The organism is Streptomyces sp. NBC_01426 (genome assembly GCF_036231985.1).
In the GTDB taxonomy this organism is placed as follows: Bacteria; Actinomycetota; Actinomycetes; order Streptomycetales; family Streptomycetaceae; genus Streptomyces.
In genome coordinates, this window is sequence record NZ_CP109500.1 from 474,129 (window position 1) to 494,354 (window position 20,226).

Here is a 20,226-nt window from a genome sequence, read left to right on the forward strand (position 1 = left end):
AACGCCCCACCCCTGACCGGCCGCGCGTCGTCCGTCAGCCGCGGAAGGTTCGCGACGAGCCTCCGGTGATGCGCAGGACGCTCTTGCCGCGCGTGCCTCCCTCGGCCAGGCGGTGGACCGCTTCGTCGAGGTCGACCATCTCGTATGTGGCGGTGATGTCGGGGCGCACCTGCCCCGAGGCGACCAAGCGCAGTGCGGCGCGTGCGCTGTCGGCCAGCCGGTGGGGGTGGGTTCGACTGAGCAGGTTGCTGTTGTAGGTGAGTACGGACGCGCCGCTCACGAGCAGGTCGTTGTCGTCCAGGGCCACGGAGTCCGGGGTCGCGATGTTTCCGTAGAGCGCCAGCCGGCCGTGCGGGGCGAGCCGTTGGACGTTCGTCAGGCGGGTCGGCCCGCCGACCGGGTCCAGGATGACGTCGAAGCGTTCGTCGGCCGTGGCGTCGCGGAAGTCCTCGCGTGAGAGCAGCAGGTCGTATCCGAATCGGGTGGCGTAGGCGGCTCGGTCGGCATTCCCGACCACTCCGACGATCCGTTCGGCACCCGCCTGTCTGGCGAACTGTGCGGCCAGGCTGCCGACCCCGCCTGCTGCCGCGTGGATGAGGACGCTGTCACCGGCGCGCACGCGGGCGACCGTGTTGATCAGGTCGTAGGCCGTGGGGGCGGCCCAGCCGAGCCCCGCGGCGGTTCGCGGGTCCACGCCCGTGGCGTCGAGGACCAGCGCGGCGGGCGCGAGCACCACTTCGGCGTAGGCGCCTCCGCCGGTCAGTGCGGTCACCGGCCGGTCCAGGAGTTCGACGTCGACTCCTTCGCCGACCGCGATGACACGCCCTGCCGCCTCGAAGCCGGGCACGAAGGGCCGGGGCACCGGGAAGTGCCCGCCTCGGACGAGTACGTCACCCCATTGGATGCCCGCGTACTGAACTGCGATCGCGACCTCGCCGGGGCCGGGGACCGGCTGGTCGATGTCGGTGAGGCGGAACCGGTCGTCGGTGTCGAGGACGACAGCCTTCATGGTCACTGCTCCCTGAGGTGAATCAGTATGCTGACACTCAGAAACGTAGCCAGTATCAGCTACCTGAGTCAACCAAGGAGTCTGAGTTAGATGGAGGGTCGTGCGACCGAGATGGCGGCCGAGGAGTACTTGTGCACCCGCATCCGGCGGGCGGAACAGGCTCTGATGGCGCACCACGAAGCCGTGCTGCGCGGCTACAACCTCTCGCTGACGCAGTACACCGTGCTGCTCACCCTGTCCCGGGACGACGGCATGTCGGGCGCCCAACTCGCCCGCGCCTGCGGTGTCACCCAACAGACCATGGCCACGGTGCTCGGCGGCCTGCAGAAGAAGCAGCTCATCACCCGTCAACCGGCTCCCGCGCACGCCAAGGTCCTCCTCACCCACCTGACCCACGAGGGTCGAACCGTGCTCGACAGCGCGTACCAGGAGGTGATCGTCCTCGAACGCGCCCTCACCGACGCGTTCACCCCCGACGAACACACCACCTTGTGCGCGCTCCTCGAACGGGCCACCGCCGTACTCGGCCGGCAGACCCCCACGACCGAAACCCGATCACCGCGCCCCCGCGACTGACGAGACTCCTTCCGTCATTTCATGGACCACTCCCCCCGGTAGCGGAGCAGGGGATTCCCCATGGACGAGCGGGCCCGCGCCGGCGTACTTTCCCCTCTGCACGCACATCCGCGGGCCGTTTCCACTTCTTGCCCGTGGGGGTTCAACCGTCATGACGTCTTCCGGCGTTCTCCGTCCACGCCCGCCGATTGCCGTACGGAGCACCGGCACTTCGCGGGTTCTGGTCGTGGGGGTGTGTGTCCTGCTGGCGGTCGTCGCGGCCGGGGACCTCTTCTCCCTCTTCGTCGGCGCCCGACTTCACGCCGATGTGGAGGGCGACGGGGGCTTCGCCTTCGTCTCCCAAGACCGGCTGGACCAGGCCGACCGCCTGTTCCTCGTCTACGACCAGATCCACGTGGTCGGACTCGCGGCGTGTGCGGCCGCCTTCATCACCTGGTTCCACCGGATGCGCCGCAACGCCGGCGCGCTGGCCCCGGACCAGTTCGGGAAGGGGCCGGGCTGGGCGATCGGAGCCTGGTTCGTGCCCGTGGCCGGCTTCTGGATGCCCTACCGCATCGCCGTCGACATGTGGAGCGCCGGCACCCGGGCGACGCCGTCCGCGGGCCCGGCCGGCGCCTCCTTCTGGCCGGTGAACCTGTGGTGGGGCTCCTTCGCCGGCTCGGTCCTGCTCGGCTGGTACGCGAACCTGAGCCACCAGCGCGCCGAGGAGCTCGACGCGCTCCTCACCTCGGTGAACCTCGGGATGGCGGCGGCGGCCCTGAACATCGTCGCGGCGGCCGCGGCCGCGTACTTCGCCGTCCGATTGACCCGCATGCTGAACCAAGCCGCCGGCGGCAGCAGCCGCTGACCGCTCCGGCCCCGCTCCGGCCGCTCGTCGCCCCCTGTCACGATGCCCGGGCATCGGTCACCGCAGGACGAGGAGCGGCCTCGGCGGACGATGACGGGAATGCGATTCCCTCACTTTCCCTACAAGATGGGGCGAAATGTTCAATTTCGCTCCCACTTGCCGAAGGGATCCACCATGGCGAAGGCGTATCTGGTGGGCAGCGGGGTGGCCTCGCTGTCCGCGGCAACGTTCTTGATCCGTGAGGGGAAGTTCGCGGGAGCGGACATCGTGATCCTGGAGGAGCAGGACCGCGACGGCGGCAGCCTGGACGCGGCGGGCTCGCCGGAGACCGGTTACACGATGCGCGGCGGGCGCATGTTCGAGATCCACTTCGAGTGCACCTACGATCTGCTCGGTTCGATCCCGTCGCTGGACGACCCGTCGAAGTCGGTCACCGAGGACACGTTCTCCTTTCACGAAGACTTCGCCTGGGACGACCACGCTCGCCTGGTCGACGCCTCCGGCAAGGTCCTGCCCTCTCGCGACATGGGCTTCTCCGAGCGGGACCGGCTGGATCTGATCAAGTGCTCGGCCACGCCGGAGAAGGATCTGGACGGCAAGCGGATCACCGACTGCTTCAGCCCCGGCTTCTTCGAGACGAACTTCTGGTGGATGTGGTGCACCACGTTCGCGTTCGAGCCGTGGCACAGCGCGATCGAGTTCCGCCGCTACCTGAACCGGTTCATCCACCTGTTCAAGACCTTCGACTCCATGTCGGGCATCTACCGGACGCGCTTCAACCAGTACGACTCGATCGTGCGCCCGATGGTGAAGTGGCTCACCGAACAGGGCGTCACCATCGTGCAGGAGACGACGGTGACGGACCTGGGCCTGGCCGAGGGCGACGCGCTGACCGTCGAGTCCATCACCTGGACCCGGAACGGCCGGGAGGAGACCGTCCCCGTCGCCCCCGAGGACCTGGTGATGGTCACCAACGGCTCCATGACCGCGAGTTCCACCACCGGCTCCACCGACACCGCACCCGTGCTGGACACCTCCGATTCCAGTGGCGCCTGGCACCTGTGGGAGAAGCTCGCGGCCAAGCGGCAGGGCCTGGGGAACCCGAAGGTGTTCGACTCCTCCCTCGCCGAGTCCACCTGGGAATCGTTCACGGTCACCACCAAGGACCCCACCTTCTTCAGGCTGATGGAGAAGTTCTCCGGGAGCGAGGCGGGCAAGGGTGGCCTGATCACCTTCAAGGACTCCAACTGGCTGCTGACCATCGTCCTCAATCACCAGCCCCACTTCCGCGAGCAGCCGAAGGACACCTTCGTGTGGTGGGGCTACGCCCTCTTCCCCCACCGGGAAGGCGAGCACGTCGGGAAGCCGATGCGCGAGTGCAGTGGTCGCGAGATCCTCCGGGAGGTGATGGGGCATCTGCCGTTCGGCGAGGCCGGGGACCAGATCGTGGAGAACTCGATCGTGATCCCGGCCCTGATGCCGTACATCACCAGCCAGTTCCTGGTCCGCAGCCGTGGTGACCGCCCCCAGGTCGTCCCCCGAGGCTCCACCAACCTCGCCTTCATCGGCCAGTACGCCGAAGTCCCCGACGACGTGGTCTTCACCGTCGAGTACTCCGTGCGCACCGCCTGGACCGCGGTGGCCGGCCTCCTCAAGCTCGACCAGCAGCCCCCGCCCGTCTACAAGGGGCGACACAACCCCAAGGTCCTGGTCGAGGCCCTCCAGACCCTGCACCGCCACTGACCGACCGGACGCCGCTTCGGAAGCTTCGGGGGCTTCGAGCTCTCCAACGCGCCCTCCACCCGCAGACGGAACCCCCGGCCTGCCCGGCCGGGGGTTCCTTGGACGCGGCGCGCACCCCGTGGATCAGCCGCGGGTGGTCTTGCGCCAGCCGAAGGGGCCGGGCAGGTCCACCGAGGTCGTACGACGTCCGGTGCTGCTGTGGGTGTGGCGGGGACCGTGCTTGCCGCCACCGGTGGTGATCGACCACGACTTGCGGTTGATGTTGAGCCGGACGCCGGGCAGGATCCTGAAACTCTTGCGGAATGTCAGCGGCATGACGTCTCGCTCCCTCGGTACGCGTGGGGCCGGGCGCCCCGACTTCTGTTGTGTTCAGGCCAGTTGGCATACGTGTGTCCGCCGCCGGCCGTTCCATGCGCACGGCGGCCTGCCCATGCGGCGAAGTGCGGCGAGACGCGGCGAGATGCGGGCAAGGTGAGGCGGGATGTGGCCGCCGGTGACGACGACCGTCGCCGTCGGGAGCAGTGCGGCGCTCCCCCTCCCCCGTCCGCTCAGCGAGGCGGAGCGGCGTGCGGCGTGCCGGGGAGCCGGACCGTGACGAGCAGACCGCCGGCAGGGCGCGGTGCGAGGTCGAGGGTTCCGGCGTGGGCGCGGACGATGCTGTCCACGATGGCCAGGCCGAGGCCGACGCCGGCGTGCTCGTCCGTGCGTACCCGTGACGTTCCTCGCTGGAAGGGTTCGGTGAGGGTCGGTACCAGGTCCGGTGGGAGTCGACTGCCCGAGTTCTCCACCCGCAGGACGCTCGCGTCGTCGTCCGCCTCGGTGTGGACCGTCACGGTGCCGCCGGCGGGGATGTTGTGGACGATGGCGTTCTGGACGAGGTTCGTCACCATCCGCAGCAGGAGTTCCGCGGAGCCGCTGGTGTGGGCCGCCCCGCCGGTGACGTCGAGCGTGATCCGGCGCCGTTCGGCGAGGGGAAGCAGTGTTTCGGCGGCTTCTTCGGCGAGGAGGGAGAGGTCGACGCTCTCGGGGATGAAGGTTCCCCGGTCGCCGCGGCTGAGCAGCAGAAGGGCCTCGGTGAGGTCGATCGCCCGCGTGTTGACGGCGTGCAGGCGTTCGACGAGTTCGTCCCGCTCCCGCGTGGGGTCCTTGCGGGCGACGTCGAGGAGCGTCCGCGAGACGGCCAGCGGGGTGCGCAGTTCGTGTGAGGCGTTCGCGGCGAACCTCTGCTGCTGGGCGACGTGGGATTCGATCTGGTCGAGCATAGAGTCGAAAGCGTCGGAGAGCTCACGGAATTCGTCCCGGCGGCCCTTCATGCGGATCCGGTGGGACAGCGACCCGTTGCCGACCATCCGTGCGGCGTCCGTGATCCGGGTGAGCGGTGCGAGCATGCGACCGGCGAGGATCCATCCACCCAGGAGGCCGAACACGAGCAGGCAGGCCAGGGCCACGGCCGCGGCGGGGACGAACGTGTGCAGGAGGAGGTAGCGGTTGGGCGAGATCCCGAGAAGGCCCTTGGAGTTGTCGGGTACGTAGCGCAGCAGGAACACCCAGACCACGGCCAGCAGGAGAGCGCTGCTGAGGAGCAGGAATCCGGCGTAACTGAGGGTGAGTTTCAGCCGGGCGCTCAGGCCTGGGCGTCTACGCATGCCTACGGCCCGGGTCGGCGGTGTCGTCTGCGGGTTGGTCAGTGGTGTCGTCTGGGGTGCCGTCAGTGGGGCCGTCCGGGGTGCTCGCCGCGGTGTTCCTGGGGGTCTCGATCCGGTAGCCGACACCGGGCACCGTGGCGATGATCCATGGTGGGCCGAGCCGTTTGCGCAGTGCGGACACCGTGATGCGTACGGCGTTGGTGAGGGGGTCGGCGTTCTCGTCCCAGGCCCGCTCCAGCAACTCCTCTGCGCTGACGACCCCGCCCTCGGCGGCGACGAGGACCTCCAGCACGGCGAACTGTTTGCGGGTGAGCGCGACGTAGCGTCCGTCGCGGAAGACCTCCCGGCGGAAGGGGTCGAGCCGTAGGCCCTCGATCTCGCGGACCGGGGGCCGGGCGTACCCGCGTCTGCGATCGAGCGCCCTGAGGCGCAGGACCAGCTCCCGCAGCTCGAACGGTTTGGTGAGGTAGTCGTCGGCCCCGAGCTCGAACCCGGAAGCCTTGTCGTCGATCCGGTCGGCAGCGGTGAGCATGAGGATCGGGATGCCGCTCCCGGACGCGACGATGCGCCGGGCGACCTCGTCGCCGGAGGGGCCGGGGATGTCGCGGTCGAGGACCGCGAGGTCGTAGGAGTTGACGCCGAGCAGTTCCAGAGCCGAGTCGCCGTCGCCTGCGATGTCGGCGGCGATTGCCTCCAGCCGCAGACCGTCCCGGACCGCCTCGGCCAGGTAGGGCTCGTCCTCCACGATCAGTACGCGCATGTCCGAAGCCTATGCAGGACGGTGTATCGCCGACGTATCCGAAGGCGTGTACACACCCGACGCGCGACTCATCCCGCCGCCGGCGCGGATGCCGGTGCCGGCGTGGACGTGGGTGAGGGCGTGGACGTGGGTGGGAGCGTGGGGCCGGGCTGGTCCGAGGGCGCCTCTGCCGCGGTACGCCACCAGCGGCGGGACGCCAAGCCGGCCAGCACGGCCCCGGCGGCATTGACCAGTACGTCGTCCACGGAGGACACCCGGTCCAGCCTCAGGACGTACTGCGCGGTTTCCACCAGGACCGAGCAGCCCGCGCCGAGCGCCAGGATCCGCGGCACGGTCGCCAGTGCCGCGAACCGCATCGGGGCGAAGAACCCCAGCGCCGCGAAGACCAGCAGGTTGCCGGCGATCCCGAGCGGCCCCATCGTGATCAGGTCCCGCAGCGGTACCAGGCTCACCCGGGCGGGGACGGCGCCGGCCCCACCGCCCGGCATCATGGTCATCCACAGGAACGGCACGGTCCCGTGGACCATCCCCACCTCGGCCATCGACATCCGCCACGCCGAGGTTCCACCGGCGGCCCGCCGAGTGCGCGCCAGTGCCCACACCACCAGCGCGGCCGGCGGCAGTGCGACCAACGTCATGAGCACCACGCCGTTGAACGTGTCGAAGCAGCCGTGCCACCGCCCGGCCATGCACATCGGAACGGACATCATGAGCGGCCGGCGCAGGACGAACAGGGCGCCCGCGACCCCGAGGGCCATCAGTCCGAGGAGCACGAGTCGGCGCGTGCGGCGGGGCGGTGCTGACAGGAATGCGTCGTGGCTCATGCCCCCATGAGAGACGGAAGGCCGTTGCGGTGGCCTATCCGATTTTCGATACGCCCGCGATACAGGAGCAGCCGATGCCGTCTCGGTGTCACCGCGGGCGTCGAGCCGGGCCCTCCTTGACGGCTCGGACGATGGCGGAGTGCATGCCGTCGGCGACGGCGTGGGTGGCGGTGAGCTCGATGTCGGTGAAGCCGGCCGCCGCCAGTCCGTCGTGGTACTCGGAGAAGGAGAGAGCGCCGGCGATGCAGCCGACGTGGTCGCCGCGCTCCGCCCGCTGGGCCGGGGTGAGTTCGTCGTCGGAGACGACGTCGGAGATGCCGATCCGGCCACCTGGGACCAGGACGCGGAACATCTCGGCGAAGACGGCCGGCTTGTCGACGGACAGGTTGATGACGCAGTTGGAGATGACGACGTCGATGGTGCCTGCGGGCAGCGGGACGGCCTCGATGGTGCCCTTGAGGAACTCGACGTTCCTGGCGCCGGCCTGCTTCTGGTTGGCCAGGGCGAGGGCGAGCATCTCCTCGGTCATGTCCAGGCCGTACGCCTTCCCGGTCGGGCCGACGCGGCGGGCGGACAGCAGGACGTCGATGCCGCCGCCGGATCCGAGGTCGAGGACACGGTCTCCTTCGTGGAGATCGGCTACGGCGGTCGGGTTGCCGCAGCCCAGGGACGCGGCGACGGCTTCGGCCGGGAGGGCCTCTCGCTCCGCGGCGGTGTAGAGGGCAACGCCGAAGTTGTCGTTCACCTCAACCGGCTCGGCCCCGCAACAGGCGGGGCCGCCGCCCTCGGTGACCTTCAGGGCAGAGGCGGCGTACCGCCGGCGGACGATCTCGCGCAGGTCCGCGGTCTGCTCGTTCATGACTTTCCCCTCAACGAGTTGCATTGATGTTCGTCGATGTAAGGTTGCGCCTTGGATCGAAGTTCGTCAACATAGAGCCATGTCGAAACAAGAACTGACCGTGCTCGGTCAGGACGAGGGTGGTTGCTGCCCCACCCTGCTGGCCGCCCCGATGGGCGAGGGCCAGGCCGTCGAGCTGGCGAAGGTGTTCAAGGCCCTCGGCGATCCGGTCCGCATCCGGCTCCTGTCGATGATCGCCTCACGGGCCGGCGGCGAGATATGCGTCTGCGACCTGACCCCGGCCTTCGAGCTGTCGCAGCCGACGATCTCCCACCATCTGAAGCTGCTGAAGCAGGCCGGGCTGATCGACTCCGAGCGGCGCGGCACCTGGGTCTACTACCGGCTCGTCCCCGAGACCACCGACCGCCTCGCCGCCGTCCTGACCCGCCCCACCGAGCCGGTCGACGCCGAGACCGCCTCCGCGGCGGAACCGGTCGACGCCGAGACCGTCTCCGCGGCGGCCGCTTCGTGACCACGGAGCCCGGGGGCGGCCCGGTCGCCGCCCGATTGTCCTTCCTCGACCGGTGGCTCGCGGCGTGGATCCTGATCGCGATGGCCGCCGGCCTCGGTCTGGGGCGGCTCGTGCCCGGCCTGGGCGACGCGCTCGCGGCGGTGACGGTCACCGGGGTCTCGCTGCCGATCGCCCTCGGCTTGCTGGTGATGATGTACCCGGTCCTGGCCAAGGTCCGTTACGACCGCCTCGACACCGTCACCCGCGACCGGCGCCTGTTGCTGACCTCGCTGCTGCTGAACTGGATCGTCGGCCCGGCGCTGATGTTCGTCCTCGCGTGGGTGTTCCTGCCGGACCTGCCCGAGTACCGCACCGGCCTGATCATCGTCGGTCTCGCCCGCTGCATCGCCATGGTCGTCATCTGGAACGACCTCGCCTGCGGCGACCGCGAGGCCGCCGCCGTCCTCGTCGCCCTCAACTCCGTCTTCCAGGTGCTCGCGTTCAGCCTGCTCGGCTGGTTCTACCTGTCCGTCCTGCCCGGCCTGCTCAACCTGGAACAGACCGCCTTGGACGTGCCCGTCTGGGAGATCGCCCGCTCCGTGCTGATCTTCCTCGGCATTCCGCTGCTGGCGGGTTTCCTGACCCGCCGCCTGGGCGAGAGGGCCAGGGGCCGTACCTGGTACGAGACCGAACTGGTCCCCAGGATCGGCCCGTTCGCCCTGTACGGCCTGCTCTTCACCATCGTGGTGCCCTTCGCACTCCAGGGTGATGCCATCACCTCGAAGCCGTTGGACGTCGCCCGGATCGCGCTGCCGCTGCTGGTGTACTTCGCGCTGATGTGGGTCGGATCGATGGCCCTGGGCCGCGCCGTCGGCCTGAACCATCCACGAGCGACGACACTGGCGTTCACCGCCACGGGCAACAACTTCGAACTCGCCATCGCGGTCGCCATCGCGACCTTCGGCGTCACCTCCGGTCAGGCCCTCGCCGGCGTCGTCGGCCCGCTGATCGAGGTACCCGTCCTCATCGGCCTGGTCCACGTCGCGCTCGCCGCCCGCCGCTTCTTCCCCACCGACGCCCTGGCAGCCGAGCAGGCCGCCACCCGGAAAGGACCCGCCCGTGTCTGACAGCCCCGCCCCGAAGCCGTCGGTGCTCTTCGTATGCGTCCACAACGCCGGCCGCTCGCAGATGGCCGCGGCCTGGCTCGCCCACCTCGCCGGGGACCGGGTCGAGGTCCGCTCCGCCGGCTCCGCTCCCGCCGCCGGCGTGAACCCGGCCGCCGTCGCCGCGATGTCGGAGGTGGGCATCGACATCTCCGCCCAGGCACCGAAGGTGCTGACAGTCGACGCCGTACGAGCCTCCGACGTCGTCATCACCATGGGCTGCGGCGACACCTGCCCCGTCTTCCCCGGCACGCGCTACCTCGACTGGAAACTCGACGACCCGGCAGGCCAGGGCGTCGAGGCCGTCCGCCCGATCCGCGACGAGATCAAGGCCCTGATCGAGGCCCTGATCGCCGAGATCACCCCGACCGGACCCTGATCGCCACCGGGGCGTTGGCTGCGGCCGGCCTCGTCCCGACATCCATGACGGAGGCTCAGCCGGCCTGCTCGTGGGCGCCGATCTTGCGCGAGACCTCGTCTTGGAGCGGTTGCATACGGTCCACGAGGGACTGGAAGTCGGCGGTGCGGCCGTCGGACCATTGGCCCATGGCGACCAACATGACCCGGCCGTTGCCCACGAAGCCCTGGACGAGCCCGCTGTCCGCGGGCAGGGTCGCCAGACCGGATCCGGCGGGTGGGACCTGCACGGCGACCTGGTAGTCGTCGAAGGCCATCGCCAGTTCGCTCACCATCCTCAGGGTGTCCCGCGGATCCTTCATCGTGAAGACGGCGAGGGTGAACTGGTTCTCTCGGTCGTCCTTGTAGAGGGCGGTCTGCTCACCGACACAGCCCGCGCTGTCGTCGATCATGGCGGCGAGGCGGTGGCCGACTCCGGCCGGCTCCGTGCAGGACTCCATCACCACCGACCCGACCCGGGTGAAGGTGGTACCGGGGCCACCCTTGACCTTCGCGGGGAACAGTTCCGCGAGCGGCATCATCGGCCGGGCACCGGCAGCGGCGACGGCGTTGCCCCGCGACGGGACGGCCGACGGGACGGCCGAGGGGGCAGCCGACGGGGCGACGGCGGCCGACTTGGCGGGCGCGGACGCGGCCGGGGCAGAGACGGTACCGCCGTCCTCGGGTGACCCGGTGGTGTACTTCAGCACGCCGAAGGCGGCTCCCGCCGCCAGCAAGGCCAGCCCCAGGTTCAACGGCCAGACCCGCCGCGGCCGGGGCGCGAGCCCGGCCCCGGACGAGGGTTGCCGAGCGGGGTCTTCTGCTTCGACCCGCCGGACGAAGTCGTTCCATTCGTCTTCGTCCGGGCCGCTGCGGCCTGCGGGTATCTCATTGTCGTTCGGCACGGACGAAGCCTAGTGATCACTGCGGGTCGATTGAACAGACGCAGGTCACAGCCTCATTACTCTGTCGGGGCCGGTACGGCGGAGCTCTGCCCTGGGGGAAGGCGGAGCCCACGCCGCACCTCGGCCGGGTGGTTCGGTCGGACGCCACGGACGCCGCTTCTCGGCGCGGTCGGTCAGGGCAGGAGCTCGATGTACCCGTCGGTTCCGTGCACACGGATCCGCTGACCGTCCCGGATCAGCCGGGTGGCCTGCTCCACGCCCACGACGGCCGGCAGACCGTACTCCCGGGCGATCACCGCGCCATGGGTCATCAGGCCGCCCACTTCCGTCACCAGGCCCGCGATGCCGACGAACAGCGGTGACCAGCTGGGGTCCGTGAACGTCGTGACCAGGATGTCGCCCGCTTCGAGATCGGCATCCCCCATGTCGAGGATGACGCGGGCCCGTCCCTCGATCGTCCCGGCGGAGACCGGCAGGCCGATCAGGGCGCCGGCCGGCACGTCGTCGCGCCGGTACGCCCCGGAGACGGCCTCGCCGTCCGAGGTGAGGACCCGGGGCGGTGTGAGCGCCTGGTACGAGCGGAAGGCGTCCTTGCGCTCCCGAATGAGCTGCGGGATGGGCTGCCGGGCAGGTTCCCGGGTGGACTGCCCGTCCCCCTGGTTCGAGCGCACGACGGCGTGCAGTTCCTGGAAGGTGAGGAAGAAGACGTCCTCCTTCTCCGGAAGCACCTTCGCCCGCACGAGGCGCTCGGCCTCCTCCATCAGGGCCTGCTTGTAGACGAAGTAGCGGCTGATGATGCCGTACTTCGGGTACTCCCGGTATCCGATGAAGGTCCGGACGCGGTCGATCATCCGCTTGGTCTCGTCGGCCTTGCGGTCCCCGTCCGGCAGGGTCCGCAAGCGTGACAGCACGTCCTGTTCCTTCTTCAGTGCCTTCTGCCGGCCCTGCTCGAAGCGCCGCGCGGCGGCGCCCGGTTCGAAGTTCCTGACGTTGTCGAGGATCGCGGGCACGAGCGTGGTGGGGCGCTCGTGCCAACGCGGCCTCGTGATGTCGATCTCGCCGACGCAGCGCATGCCGTACCGGTCGAGGTAGGCCTCGATGGCCTCGCGCGCTTCGGTGCCGCCCGCGAGTTTCGCCAGGTCGTCCAGGAAGCCCTCGTCCTCGACGCCTTGCAGGAACGTCACGACCTCCGGGTACGGGCGGATCACGTCGGCGACGTCCATCAGCGCCAGACCCATTTCCGACGTGACGTTGTCGGGCGCGGACAGGGTCAGCGTGTCAGCCGCGTTCTTCTCCCCCAGCCAGTCCTGCAGCTTGTCGTTGAGCCACCACGTGGCCTCCATCCCCGCCATGATCGCCTGCATGCTCAACGGGTCGCTCAGGACGCGCTTGTGCTCCTCGAAGGCCTCCAGCAGGAAGTCGAACAGCGCCGGCCCGGTCTTGGTCCGGATGTCGCGTTCCAGGGCGGCGATGGACACCTGGCTGCGTTCGATCAGCTCGGTGACGACGGCCGGATCGGTCTCGATCGGGTTCTCGGGCGGGCTCGCGATCGGGGCGGAGGCACGGCCGGTCGGCGGCGCGCCGGGGCTCGTGTCCGGGAGCGTCGGTACGAAATCGTCGCGGTCGAGGACGGTCTCCAGGGCGTCCCTGACCAGGGGGTCGCCCTTCCCCATGATGTCCAGGAGGGCCGCGCGGCTCGCGGGCGAGGCCAGGCGGCGGGTGACGTCGACGAACAGCCTCCCGCCCGCCTCCTGCATCGGCACCATGGCCGTCAGCTGCCACATGGAGAATCCCAAGGGCTTCATGGGGTCGGTCATCATCTGCTGATGGCCGACGGAGACGTAGAGATGATTCTCCTGGTCGTCGGCCTCGGGGATGGGGAACAGCGTGGTGATCGGCCGGCTCTGAACGATCTCGAAGCCGTCGTCGACCAGGCACCATTCGATGTCCTGCGGGCGGCCGAAGTGCGCTTCGATCCGCCGTCCGAGCTGCACCAGCCGCACGACCTGCTCGTCGGTCAACGCCGGTTGTTCCTGCTGCCGCGGGTCGATCGCCACTTCCCGCGTACCGCCGTCGGGGAGCGCGTGGAGGGCGCGCTGTTTGGCGGCGATCGTCTTGGAGACGACCTCGCCGTCCCGCACCGTGAAGACGTCCGGGTTCACCAGTCCGGAGACCAGGGCCTCGCCGAGGCCGAAGCCGGCATCGACGGTGGCGACCTTCCGGTTGCCCGTGACGGGGTCGGCGGTGAACAGGACGCCCGCCGCATGCGGGAAGACCATCCGCTGCACGACCACGGCCATGTCGACGGTACGGTCGTCGATGCCGTTGCGCCGGCGGTAGGTCACGGCCCGCTCGGTGAACAGCGAGGCCCAACACCGGCTGGTGTGCCGAAGGATCGCCGTCTCCCCCACGACGTTCAGGTACGTGTCCTGCTGGCCGGCGAAGGAGGCCGTCGGCAGGTCCTCCGCCGTCGCGCTGGAGCGGACGGCGTAGGCGGCTTCCGCGCCGATCCGGGCGAGCTCGCGAGTGATCGCCGTCGCGATGTCTCCCGGGATGGTGATCCCTTCGATGGCCTCGCGGATCCGCGCACTGAGGGTGCGGACCGCCTCCCGGTCGTCCGGGTTCAGGCGCGACAGTTCATCGAGCCGATCGGCGATCGACGGCGCTTCCTCCATGATCCGCCGGAAGGCGTTCGTCGTCACGCAGAAGCCGCCAGGCACGCGGACGCCTTCGATCCGCGACAGCCCACCCAGGTGCGCGCCCTTGCCGCCGACGACCGCGGTCTGCGTCTCGTCGATCTCTTGGAGATCCCACACGTACTGCTTGATCACTGCGATGCCTCCGAGGCAGTCGTGTCCTGTTGCATGGGGGTGGCCCGCCGCACCTCGGTGGCCTGCCGAGTCACCGGCGCCACCGGCCCTGTCGAGCCTCTTGTCGAGCACGTCCCGATCGTCCTGATCGCCCTGACCCCTCACTGCTTTCCCGCTGCCGATCCGCCCTGCCTCTCTCCCCGGCCGCGCGGCGGGCGCCCTCGCGTCCCCGCGCCGAGCGCCCGCACACGCACTGCCGGTCCCCCTCCTGCCTCGACGTCACGTCGTCCGCCGTACGTCGACAACAACACCCGCACCTCGTGCCCTCATGTCCGCAGGTAGTGGCTTCGACGGATGATTCTGCGCCGTGACCGGGGTCTTGCCGCAAGCCCCCCGGTGCGCTATACCTTGGGAGAGGCAAGGAGAGACTTCTCCTTGCCTTTGCCATGTGCCGTCCACCGGAAGTGATGAGCTTCGCGGGAAGCGGCGCCGCGTAGGGGTACGGGCGTTGGTCCCCAGGCGGGTGTGCCGTCGGCGTGCGGATGCGGCCGCGGACCCAGATGTCCTCCCGGTGCCGCGGGGGCGGTCGTGAGGCGGCTCAGACGCCGCGTTCGTTGTTGTCCTCGTAGTACTGGCCGATTTCGACGCGGTAGGCGGCGTCGTCCCGGTGCTTGTCCTTGTCGTACTCCGGAGCGTTCCTGATCTCCTCCTTCGTCTTGGCGGCGTGGATCTTTCGCTCCTGAAGGTCGATCCGGTGGATGGTGCCGGCAGGCAGCAGGACGTGCTTGCCGAAGATCCAGAAACCGGTGTCGACCACGATGTGGGCGGCGCCGACCTCCGACGTCTCCTCGTCCACGCTCCCGATCTTCCCGTCCGTCGCCTCGACGTCGAAGCCGACCAGATCGGTACCGGGCGCGTAGCCCGTCTGCTCGGTGAAGCTCCACAGGTCAATCACGGTGAACCGCTCCTTCACGGGTTGGGGTGTCTCCGCGACCCTGCCCGCTCCGACTCCCCCGACACTCCAGGGCCGTGCAGGCGAACACGCCTACCACCCGGACAGGTGAGTGGGACGGGGCCGCCCTTGCCGGTGGGCACGGCGATCGGGCGGCCGACACCCCGCACCTGTACGAGGCACCGTCCGAGGACATCGAGGCGTGGCTGACCGTGTGCCGCCCGCACCCCGGTTGATCGTCTCGCGGCGGGGTAGCGGAGCGGCATGGCCACCGAGAACGCTTCCACCGCCGCGACCGGTTACGTGCAGCCCGAGATCGACGTCCCTGCGCTGACCGGGGTGCTCGACGGCGAGTACGCCGGGATCCGCGACCTTGTCCGTACCAACCTGGCGACGCACGCCTCCGTCCTCGAAGAGGCCGAGGAGCTCGGCATCGACGCGTTTCGCGAGCGGGTGCGTGAGGTCGTCGTCACGATGGCCGCGACGGGCCAGACCGGTATGGGCTTTCCCGCCGAGTTCGGCGGGGGCGGCGATGTCGGGGCCTCGATCGCCGCGTTCGAGACGCTGGCCTTCGGTGATCTGTCGGTGCTGGTGAAGGTCGGCGTGCAGTTCGGGCTCTTCGGCGGCGCGATCCTGCAACTCGGCACCCAGCGCCACCACGATGCCCATCTCCCGGGCCTGATCACCGGGGAGCTCATGGGCTGCTTCGCGATGACCGAGACCGGGCACGGCTCCAACGTCCAGGCGCTCGGCACCGTCGCGCGGTACGACGCGGCGAGCCGGGAGTTCGTCATCACCACCCCCGACGACCAGGCGCGCAAGGACTACATCGGCAACGCGGCTCGCCATGCCGAACTGGGCGTGGTCTTCGCCCAGTTGGAGGTGGACGGCCAGGCCCGTGGCGTACACGCCTTCGTGGTCCCCCTCCGGGTCGGCGGTCGGCCGGCGCCCGGTGTCCGGATCGAGGACGACGGCCGCAAGATGGGCCTCAACGGTGTGGACAACGGGCGCCTCTGGTTCGACGGCGTGCGGGTGCCGCGCGAGGCGCTCCTGAACAGGTTCGCCGACGTCACCCCCGAGGGCGTCTACGAGAGTGCGATCGACAACCCCAACCGGCGCTTCTTCACCATGCTCGGCACCCTGGTGCAGGGCCGGGTCAGCGTCGCCGGCGCCGGGATCAGCGTCGCCAAGGTCGCTTTGGCGATCGCCACGAAGTACGCGGTGCGGCGGCGGCAGTTCGAGGCGGCCTCGGACACCGGGGAGCAGGTGCTCCTCGACTACGGCCTGCATCAGCGCCGTCTGCTGCCGCTCATCGCCCGGACGTACGCCTTGCACATCGCGCAGGACGGGGTCCGCACCCAACTGCACGAGGTCTTCTCCGGCATCCAGGACGACGCGCAGGCGCGGCGTCGGCTCGAATCGCAGGCCGCGGGCATCAAGGCACTCGGCACGTGGCACGCGACCCGCGTCGTCCAGGAGTGCCGCGAGGCGTGCGGCGGCGCCGGTTATCTCGCCGTCAACCGGTTCGCCGCCCTCAAGAGCGACAGCGACGTCTTCACCACCTTCGAGGGCGACAACCACGTCCTGCTGCAACTCGTGGCGAAGGGACTGCTCACCGATCACGCGAGCGAGTTCGAGGACCTCGACCAGCTCGGCATGGTCCGCTACGTCACCAACCTCGCCGTCGAGACCGTCATCGAACGGACCTCGGCCCACAAGCTGCTCGAACGGGTACGCGACCTGCTGCCCGGCGGCGACGAGTGGGACCGCGAAGCCGGCCTGCTCGACTCCGAGTACCAGCTCGCCATGGTCCGGTTCCGCGAGGAGCACATGCTCGCCGGCCTGGCTCGGCGGATCAAGCGCGGGATCGACGAGAAGCGCGATCCGGGTGCCGTCTTCTCGCAGGTGCAGGACCACGTCATCGCGGTCGCACGCGCACACGTCGAGCGGCTGGTGACGGAGGCCTTCGTCGCCAAGGTGCGTGCGATGCCCGAAGGCGGCGAGAAGGCGGCGCTCGCCCTTCTGTGTGACCTGTTCGCCCTGTCGACGATCGAGGCGGACCGGGCCTGGTTCATGGAGCACGGGCGGCTGACCATCCAACGGTCCAAGGCCATCAGCCGCGAGGTGAACGACCTCTGCCGCAAGGTGCGTCCCCTCGCGGTCGACCTCGTCGACGCGTGGGGCATCCCGTCCGCCATGCTGCGGGCCCCGGATCTCGTGGGCTGACCCGGGCCCGGGCCCGCCGTCGGATCGTCCCGTCCCGCTAACGCGGCTTCAGGCCGATCGTCAGGAGGGCCAGGACGGTGGTGAGGACGGTCGTGCCGCCGACCAGGGCCAGAGCCACGACTCGGCGGCGCAGGAGTTGGTAGCGACGCGCGTACTCCTCCCTCAACTCGTGGCTGCGGCCGGCGATCTCGTACAGGGCGTTGCGGGTCCGGGCCAGATGGCGGGCCGTGTAGAGGTGGACGACGTCCTCCCGTTCCGCCCGTCCCAGCCAGGGAAGCTCATCGGCGAAGGCGTGCGCTTCCACGGCCGCGGTGTGGTGCGCGGCGCGGCTCATCAGATAGCCCTCCAGCTCGGCCAGGCCCGCTGCCGCCTCGTTCTGCTCCATCGCGCCCGACCCCCCTACTGACCTGCGATGTCACGGTCAGATCCGGGCGTCTCACGGTTGCCCGGATCGTCGAGGGCGTCGCGCTTGCCCTGACCGCCCGCGTTGTCGAGCGCGGCCACCTCGGGGTAGTGCAGGTCGAAGGCCGGGGATTCGGAGCGGATGCGCGGCAGCGTGACGAAGTTGTGCCGGGGCGGCGGGCAGGACGTGGCCCACTCCAACGAGCGGCCGAAGCCCCACGGGTCGTCGACGGTGACCCTCGGAGCGGTCGTCGTCGTCTTCCACACGTTGTAAAGGAACGGCAGGGTGGACAGGCCCAGGAGGAACGCGCCGATGGTCGAGAACGTGTTGAGGGCGGTGAAGCCGTCCGAGTTCAGGTAGTCGGCGTAGCGGCGGGGCATGCCTTCGGCGCCCAGCCAGTGCTGGACGAGGAAGGTGGTGTGGAAGCCGATGAACAGGGTCCAGAAGTGGATCTTCCCGAGGCGTTCGTCGAGCATGGTGCCGGTCATCTTCGGCCACCAGTAGTAGAACCCGGCGAACGTGGCGAAGACGACGGTGCCGAAGACGACGTAGTGGAAGTGCGCGACGACGAAGTAGGAGTCGGTTACCTGGAAGTCCATCGGCGGGGACGCCAGGATGATGCCGGTCAGTCCGCCGAAGAGGAAGGTGACCAGGAAGCCGATGGACCACAGCATCGGTGTCTCGAAGGAGATCGAGCCCTTCCACATCGTGCCGATCCAGTTGAAGAACTTCACCCCCGTGGGCACCGCGATCAGGAACGTCATGAACGAGAAGAACGGCAGCAGGACCGCGCCGGTGGCGAACATGTGGTGCGCCCACACGGTGAGCGACAGTCCCGCGATCGCGATCGTGGCGCCGACCAGGCCGAGGTAGCCGAAGACGGGCTTGCGGGAGAAGACGGGGAAGATCTCGGTCACGATCCCGAAGAACGGAAGGGCGATGATGTAGACCTCGGGGTGCCCGAAGAACCAGAACAGGTGCTGCCACAGCAGGGCGCCGCCGTTGGACGCGTCGAAGACGTGGGCGCCGAACTTGCGATCCGCCTCCAGCACGAGGAGGGCCGCCGCGAGGACGGGGAACGCGAACAGCACCAGGACCGAGGTCAGCAGGATGTTCCAGGTGAAGATCGGCATCCGGAACATCGTCATGCCCGGACCGCGCATGCAGATGATCGTGGTGACGAAGTTGACCGAGCCGAGGATCGTGCCGAAGCCGGACAGCGCCAGGCCCATGATCCACATGTCACCGCCGATGTACGGGGTGCGGTCCAGACTGCTCAGCGGTGTGTAGGCGGTCCAGCCGAAGTCCGCGGCGCCCTGAGGGGTGAACAGGGCGCCCACCACGATCAGACCGCCGAAGAGGAACAGCCAGAACGACAGCATGTTGAGCCGCGGGAACGCCACGTCGGGAGCCCCGATCTGCAACGGCATGATCGCGTTGGCGAAACCGGCGAACGTGGGGGTCGCGAAGAACAGCAGCATGATGGTGCCGTGCAGGGTGAAGATCTGGTTGTACTGCTCGTTGGACAGGATCTGCATCCCCGGCCGGGCCAGTTCGGCCCGCAGCAGCAGCGCCAGGACGCCGCCGATGAGGAAGAATCCGAACGAGGCGATCAGATAGAGGTGTCCGATCTTCTTGTGGTCCGTCGTCGTCAACCACGACACGATCACCTGACCTGGAGTCCGACCCGGAACCCGGATCGGCGTGACCGGTTCGACCGACGTCACCATCGCGCACCCCATCAACTCTGGATCCAACACAGGCTGTACGGCTGACGCCGCTTCCCATGTGTACGCCTCGCGCCGCGCGACGCCCGGCCGGCACGCCGCACGGCGTGCCGGACCGCCCGGAATCCCCCGCCCGCCGCACCCGAGGCGGCGACGGGGCGTCGAGGGCGCCTTGTGCCGCTACCCGGCCGCGGCACCGTCCCCGCTCGTGGCGGGCACCCGCAGGAACGGGCTCGCATCGAGGCCGGCCAGCAGATCGGCCGGGTCGCGGTAGACGGCGGCCGCGCCGGCCTCCTCCAGGTCTTCCCGGGGAATGCCTCCGCACAGGAGGCCCACCGCGCTCACGCCGGCTCGGGTGGCGGCCTGCATGTCCCAGACGGAATCGCCGACGAACACCGCCCGCTCGGGTGGTACTCCCGCCAGGCCGAGGGCGTGCCGGACCTGGTCGGGTGCGGGTTTGCCCTGGTCGACGTCCTCGGAGGTCGCCGTGTCGGTGATGGCGTCGTCCGCGTCGATGGCCTTGCGCAGGGCTTCGAGTTCCCTGTCCTTGGCGGAGGTGACCAGCACCACCTTCCAGCCGTCACCTGCCAGAGCGCGCAGGAGATCGGCGGCCGCGTCGAAGGACGGGATCCGTTCGAAGTACGTGGCGTAGAGGGTGTCGTGCGCGGCGCTGATCCCTTCGTCGCCGGAGCGGTCGCGCTCCTCGCCCAGGAGGTGGTCGAGGAGGTCCTCTCCGGGCAGGCCGAGGGCTCGGTGGACGGCGTGTGCGGGCACCCTGTGCCCGGCCTGGCGCAGTGCTTCCCACCAGGAGACGACGTGGAGGTGGTTGGTGTCCGTGAGGGTGCCGTCGACGTCGAAGAGGGCTGCGCGGTCCGTGCTCATGGTTCGGG

General features: G+C 69.5%; 20 protein-coding genes. 8 read left to right on the forward strand and 12 right to left on the reverse strand.

All coding sequences use genetic code 11. The annotated features are described in order from the left end of the window. Window positions 1–34: 34 nt before the first annotated feature. A complete protein-coding gene (locus OG906_RS02255; RefSeq protein ID WP_329439440.1) occupies window positions 35–1,009 on the reverse strand; it encodes a quinone oxidoreductase family protein in 975 nt (324 codons plus the stop codon). Window positions 1,010–1,099: 90 nt separating this feature from the next. On the opposite strand from OG906_RS02255, the gene OG906_RS02260 reads away from it, so the two are divergent. The 3 genes from OG906_RS02260 (at window position 1,100) to OG906_RS02270 (ending at window position 4,175) form a co-directional block, all read left to right on the forward strand. Continuing rightward, complete coding sequence (locus tag OG906_RS02260; protein ID WP_329439441.1) at window positions 1,100–1,585, forward strand: MarR family winged helix-turn-helix transcriptional regulator; 486 nt, start codon at window positions 1,100–1,102, stop codon at window positions 1,583–1,585. Between the two features lie 232 nt (window positions 1,586–1,817). Beyond that, window positions 1,818–2,432 carry a DUF4328 domain-containing protein gene (locus tag OG906_RS02265; protein WP_329439442.1) on the forward strand — a complete coding sequence of 205 codons (615 nt, stop codon included), beginning with the start codon at window positions 1,818–1,820 and terminating at the stop codon, window positions 2,430–2,432. A 126-nt stretch (window positions 2,433–2,558) separates the two neighbouring features. Continuing rightward, window positions 2,559–4,175: an oleate hydratase gene (locus OG906_RS02270; protein ID WP_329447901.1), complete on the forward strand. Its 1,617-nt coding sequence runs from the start codon at window positions 2,559–2,561 to the stop codon at window positions 4,173–4,175. 123 nt (window positions 4,176–4,298) lie between these two features. Here OG906_RS02270 and OG906_RS02275 read toward each other — a convergent pair whose 3' ends face one another. The 5 genes from OG906_RS02275 to arsM all read right to left on the reverse strand — a co-directional run bounded on the left by OG906_RS02275 (window position 4,299) and on the right by arsM (window position 8,264). Next, window positions 4,299–4,490 carry a DUF4236 domain-containing protein gene (locus OG906_RS02275; protein WP_150521392.1) on the reverse strand — a complete coding sequence of 64 codons (192 nt, stop codon included), beginning with the start codon at window positions 4,488–4,490 and terminating at the stop codon, window positions 4,299–4,301. A gap of 233 nt (window positions 4,491–4,723) precedes the next feature. Further along, a complete protein-coding gene (locus OG906_RS02280; protein WP_329439443.1) occupies window positions 4,724–5,821 on the reverse strand; it encodes a sensor histidine kinase in 1,098 nt (365 codons plus the stop codon). Beyond that, window positions 5,814–6,581: a response regulator transcription factor gene (locus tag OG906_RS02285; RefSeq protein ID WP_329439445.1), complete on the reverse strand. Its 768-nt coding sequence runs from the start codon at window positions 6,579–6,581 to the stop codon at window positions 5,814–5,816. The genes OG906_RS02280 and OG906_RS02285 overlap by 8 nt, the downstream gene beginning before the upstream one ends. Before the next feature lie 68 nt (window positions 6,582–6,649). Beyond that, window positions 6,650–7,405, reverse strand: a complete 756-nt coding sequence (locus OG906_RS02290; protein WP_329439446.1) for a VanZ family protein — start codon at window positions 7,403–7,405, stop codon at window positions 6,650–6,652. An 88-nt stretch (window positions 7,406–7,493) separates the two neighbouring features. Further along, window positions 7,494–8,264: an arsenite methyltransferase gene (arsM, locus tag OG906_RS02295; RefSeq protein ID WP_329439447.1), complete on the reverse strand. Its 771-nt coding sequence runs from the start codon at window positions 8,262–8,264 to the stop codon at window positions 7,494–7,496. 79 nt (window positions 8,265–8,343) lie between these two features. Between arsM and OG906_RS02300 the strand changes: the two genes are divergently transcribed. From OG906_RS02300 to OG906_RS02310, 3 genes are read left to right on the forward strand one after another with little or no spacing between them, the layout of a single operon-like run. Then, window positions 8,344–8,775 (forward strand): ArsR/SmtB family transcription factor, encoded by a 432-nt coding sequence (locus OG906_RS02300; protein WP_329439448.1) that lies wholly within the window; start codon window positions 8,344–8,346, stop codon window positions 8,773–8,775. Next, on the forward strand, window positions 8,772–9,881 hold the full coding sequence (arsB, locus tag OG906_RS02305; protein ID WP_329439449.1) for an ACR3 family arsenite efflux transporter: 1,110 nt from the start codon (window positions 8,772–8,774) through the stop codon (window positions 9,879–9,881). Before OG906_RS02300 ends, arsB begins: the two co-directional genes overlap by 4 nt. After that, on the forward strand, window positions 9,874–10,296 hold the full coding sequence (locus OG906_RS02310; RefSeq protein WP_402305551.1) for an arsenate reductase ArsC: 423 nt from the start codon (window positions 9,874–9,876) through the stop codon (window positions 10,294–10,296). Before arsB ends, OG906_RS02310 begins: the two co-directional genes overlap by 8 nt. A 55-nt stretch (window positions 10,297–10,351) precedes the next feature. Here OG906_RS02310 and OG906_RS02315 read toward each other — a convergent pair whose 3' ends face one another. The 3 genes from OG906_RS02315 to OG906_RS02325 all read right to left on the reverse strand — a co-directional run bounded on the left by OG906_RS02315 (window position 10,352) and on the right by OG906_RS02325 (window position 14,983). Next, complete coding sequence (locus tag OG906_RS02315) at window positions 10,352–11,218, reverse strand: hypothetical protein (protein ID WP_329439450.1); 867 nt, start codon at window positions 11,216–11,218, stop codon at window positions 10,352–10,354. A 173-nt stretch (window positions 11,219–11,391) separates the two neighbouring features. Continuing rightward, entirely contained in the window at window positions 11,392–14,049 is a 2,658-nt protein-coding gene (rph, locus tag OG906_RS02320; RefSeq protein ID WP_329439452.1) for a rifamycin-inactivating phosphotransferase, read from the reverse strand. A gap of 577 nt (window positions 14,050–14,626) precedes the next feature. Then, window positions 14,627–14,983: a PRC-barrel domain-containing protein gene (locus OG906_RS02325; RefSeq protein ID WP_329439453.1), complete on the reverse strand. Its 357-nt coding sequence runs from the start codon at window positions 14,981–14,983 to the stop codon at window positions 14,627–14,629. Window positions 14,984–15,057: 74 nt separating this feature from the next. Here OG906_RS02325 and OG906_RS02330 point away from each other — a divergent pair, with 74 nt between their 5' ends. Continuing rightward, window positions 15,058–15,216 (forward strand): hypothetical protein, encoded by a 159-nt coding sequence (locus OG906_RS02330; RefSeq protein WP_329439454.1) that lies wholly within the window; start codon window positions 15,058–15,060, stop codon window positions 15,214–15,216. A gap of 28 nt (window positions 15,217–15,244) precedes the next feature. Further along, window positions 15,245–17,206 (forward strand): acyl-CoA dehydrogenase family protein, encoded by a 1,962-nt coding sequence (locus OG906_RS02335; protein ID WP_329439455.1) that lies wholly within the window; start codon window positions 15,245–15,247, stop codon window positions 17,204–17,206. Between the two features lie 37 nt (window positions 17,207–17,243). Here the strand turns inward: OG906_RS02335 and OG906_RS02340 are convergent, their stop codons facing one another. From OG906_RS02340 to OG906_RS02350, 3 genes are all read right to left on the reverse strand, one after another. Next, window positions 17,244–17,591 carry a hypothetical protein gene (locus OG906_RS02340; protein WP_329439456.1) on the reverse strand — a complete coding sequence of 116 codons (348 nt, stop codon included), beginning with the start codon at window positions 17,589–17,591 and terminating at the stop codon, window positions 17,244–17,246. Window positions 17,592–17,605: 14 nt separating this feature from the next. Next, window positions 17,606–19,339, reverse strand: coding sequence for an aa3-type cytochrome oxidase subunit I (gene ctaD, locus OG906_RS02345; protein WP_329439457.1), 1,734 nt, complete (start codon window positions 19,337–19,339; stop codon window positions 17,606–17,608). A gap of 177 nt (window positions 19,340–19,516) precedes the next feature. Continuing rightward, window positions 19,517–20,218 (reverse strand): HAD family hydrolase, encoded by a 702-nt coding sequence (locus tag OG906_RS02350; RefSeq protein WP_329439458.1) that lies wholly within the window; start codon window positions 20,216–20,218, stop codon window positions 19,517–19,519. Window positions 20,219–20,226: the final 8 nt, after the last annotated feature.

What these genes read in the sequence shown, in the direction of transcription:
- OG906_RS02255 (WP_329439440.1), bottom strand. Translation starts at nt 1,009, where the DNA reads ATGAAGGCTGTCGTCCTCGACACCGACGACCGGTTCCGCCTCACCGAC.
- OG906_RS02260 (WP_329439441.1), top strand. Translation starts at nt 1,100, where the DNA reads ATGGAGGGTCGTGCGACCGAGATGGCGGCCGAGGAGTACTTGTGCACC.
- OG906_RS02270 (WP_329447901.1), top strand. Translation starts at nt 2,559, where the DNA reads ATGGGGCGAAATGTTCAATTTCGCTCCCACTTGCCGAAGGGATCCACC.
- OG906_RS02275 (WP_150521392.1), bottom strand. Translation starts at nt 4,490, where the DNA reads ATGCCGCTGACATTCCGCAAGAGTTTCAGGATCCTGCCCGGCGTCCGG.
- OG906_RS02280 (WP_329439443.1), bottom strand. Translation starts at nt 5,821, where the DNA reads ATGCGTAGACGCCCAGGCCTGAGCGCCCGGCTGAAACTCACCCTCAGT.
- OG906_RS02285 (WP_329439445.1), bottom strand. Translation starts at nt 6,581, where the DNA reads ATGCGCGTACTGATCGTGGAGGACGAGCCCTACCTGGCCGAGGCGGTC.
- OG906_RS02290 (WP_329439446.1), bottom strand. Translation starts at nt 7,405, where the DNA reads ATGAGCCACGACGCATTCCTGTCAGCACCGCCCCGCCGCACGCGCCGA.
- arsM (WP_329439447.1), bottom strand. Translation starts at nt 8,264, where the DNA reads ATGAACGAGCAGACCGCGGACCTGCGCGAGATCGTCCGCCGGCGGTAC.
- OG906_RS02300 (WP_329439448.1), top strand. Translation starts at nt 8,344, where the DNA reads ATGTCGAAACAAGAACTGACCGTGCTCGGTCAGGACGAGGGTGGTTGC.
- OG906_RS02335 (WP_329439455.1), top strand. Translation starts at nt 15,245, where the DNA reads ATGGCCACCGAGAACGCTTCCACCGCCGCGACCGGTTACGTGCAGCCC.
- OG906_RS02340 (WP_329439456.1), bottom strand. Translation starts at nt 17,591, where the DNA reads ATGGAGCAGAACGAGGCGGCAGCGGGCCTGGCCGAGCTGGAGGGCTAT.
- ctaD (WP_329439457.1), bottom strand. Translation starts at nt 19,339, where the DNA reads ATGGTGACGTCGGTCGAACCGGTCACGCCGATCCGGGTTCCGGGTCGG.
- OG906_RS02350 (WP_329439458.1), bottom strand. Translation starts at nt 20,218, where the DNA reads ATGAGCACGGACCGCGCAGCCCTCTTCGACGTCGACGGCACCCTCACG.